Below are 2,324 nucleotides of genomic sequence, written 5' to 3'. Positions count from 1 at the left end.
CCCTCGGCGGCGTCTTCCGAGTCACCGACGGCTTGGCTGCCGAATTCGGCGCGCAACGCTGCCTGGACACCCCCCTGGCCGAGGCAGGCATCCTCGGCACCGCCGTGGGCATGGCCATGTACGGCCTGCGGCCCGTCGTGGAGCTGCAGTTCGACGCCTTCGCCTACCCCGCGTTCGAGCAGCTCGCGTCGCATGTGGCCAAGATGCGTAACCGCACGGCCGGGAAGACCACGCTGCCGATCACCATCCGCATCCCGTACGGCGGTGGCGTCGGCGGCGTCGAGCACCACAGCGACTCCAGCGAGGCCTACTACGCGCACACCCCAGGCCTGCACGTCGTCACCCCCGCCACCGTCGCCGACGGCTACGGGCTGCTCCGCTCGGCGATTGCCTCGGACGACCCGGTGGTGTTCCTGGAGCCCAAGCGGCTCTACTGGTCTACGGACGAGCGGTCCATGGACGAGCGGTCCATGGACGAGCGGTCCACGAACGACTTCTCTCCGGCCGAGGTGCCGCCGATCGGCCGCGCGGTGGTCCGCCGGACCGGTACCTCGGCGACCCTCCTGACCTACGGCCCCTCGCTCCCCGTGTGCCTCCAGGCGGCGGCGGCCGCGCGCTCGGAGGGCTGGGACCTGGCGGTGGTCGACCTGCGCTCGCTGGTCCCCTTCGACGACGAGACGGTCTGCGAGGCGGTCCGCGCCACCGGGCGCGCCGTTGTGGTCCACGAGGCCGCGGGTTTCGGCGGGGTCGGTGCGGAGATCGCTGCCCGCGTCAGCGAGCGGTGCTTCCACCACCTTGCCGCCCCCGTCCTGCGGGTCACCGGCTTCGACATCCCTTACCCGCCCCCCATGCTCGAACATCACTACCTTCCCAGCGTCGACCGCATCCTCGACGCCGTCGCCCGACTCCAGTGGGAGCAGTGACCCGTGGCCGCGGTACGCGAATTCCCCCTCCCCGACCTCGGCGAGGGCCTGACCTCCGCCGAGGTCGTCCGCTGGCTTGTCGGCGTCGGGGACGTCATCACCGTCGACCAACCCGTAGCCGAGGTCGAGACCGCCAAAGCCGTCGTCGAGGTGCCCTGCCCCTATGCCGGCGTCGTCACCTCCCTCGCCGGCCTGGCCGGTACCAGTGTCCCGGTCGGCACACCACTGATCACCGTGGCCGTCAGCGAGCCGGCAGCAGGGCGAACGGGCTCCGGGAACATCCTCGTCGGTTACGGCACCAGCACGGAACCCCCCCGAACCCGCCGCCGACGACGCGTCGGCGCTCCCGGAGCGCCTCCCGTACCGGCGCTTACCCCGGCTCCCGGACCGGCGACGCCACTCGGGCCTTCCGCCCAGACCGTGGTCAAGGTCGTCTCGCCCCTCGTTCGCCGCTTCGCCCGCGAGAACTCCGTCGATCTCCGAAAACTCGTCGGCACCGGCCCGGACGGGCTGATTCTGCGCAAGGACGTGGAGAGTGCCATCGCCCCGCGTTCCGCTCCGTCGCGCCCGGCGGAGACCGACGCGACCGTCGTCCCGCTGGACCCGCTGGCGCGGCGCGCGGCGGAGACGTTCGTGCGCAGCAGGCGCGAGGTGCCGGACGCCACCTGCTGGGTCGACACGGATGCCACCGCCCTGCTCGCCGCCAAGGACACCCTCAACGACACCCGCAACGCGGGGGGCGCCGAGCCCAGAATCGGTCTCCTGGCGATCCTGGCCCGCATCTGCGTCGCCGCCCTGGTCCGCTTTCCCGCACTCAACTCCGCCGTCGTCACCGACGCGGACGGCCGCGCGACCGGCGTGCGCCACCACGCCGCCGTCCACCTGGGATTCGCCGCCCAGACCCCGCGCGGCCTGGTCGTGCCCGTGGTGCACCACGCTCAGGGCCTGACCACCGCTCGACTGGCCGCCGAGATCGCCCGGTTGACCGCCGCCGCCCGCGCGGGCACGCTCACTCCCGCCGAGTTGACCGGCGGCACGTTCACGCTCAACAACTACGGCGTCTTCGGTGTCGACGGCTCCACGCCCATCATCCACCACCCCGAGGCCGCGATGATCGGCATCGGCCGGATCGTCCCCAGGCCCTGGGCGGTGGACGGCGAACTGGCGGTCCGCAGGATCGTGCAGCTTTCGTTCACCTTTGACCACCGAGTCTGCGACGGCGCCACCGCCGGGTCCTTTCTGCGCTTCGTCGCCGACGCGGTCGAAGACCCCACGGTGCTGCTGCGCCACCTCTGATCGCCGTACCTCTGACCACCGCCTTACCAGCAGGCGATGACCGCTGCCCGCCCCGGTCCTAGCGGGAGTTTCCTAGATAAGTTGATCTTTGGAGTCCGTTGAGCT

2 protein-coding genes are annotated in these 2,324 nt (G+C 71.6%); both read left to right on the top strand.

The window, feature by feature from the left end; genetic code table 11:
- On the top strand, positions 1–923 hold a 923-nt coding region (locus AC08ON_RS17345), incomplete at its 5' end, for an alpha-ketoacid dehydrogenase subunit beta (RefSeq protein ID WP_476617360.1).
- A gap of 3 nt (positions 924–926) precedes the next feature.
- Positions 927–2,219, top strand: coding sequence for a dihydrolipoamide acetyltransferase family protein (locus AC08ON_RS17340; RefSeq protein WP_476608534.1), 1,293 nt, complete (start codon positions 927–929; stop codon positions 2,217–2,219).
- The last annotated feature ends 105 nt before the right edge of the window (positions 2,220–2,324 follow it).

The sequence above is a fragment of the Frankia sp. CoWAU3 genome, assembly GCF_977971855.1.
Note: the sequence above shows the minus strand (reverse complement) of the source record. Positions and strands in the feature narration are given on the sequence as shown.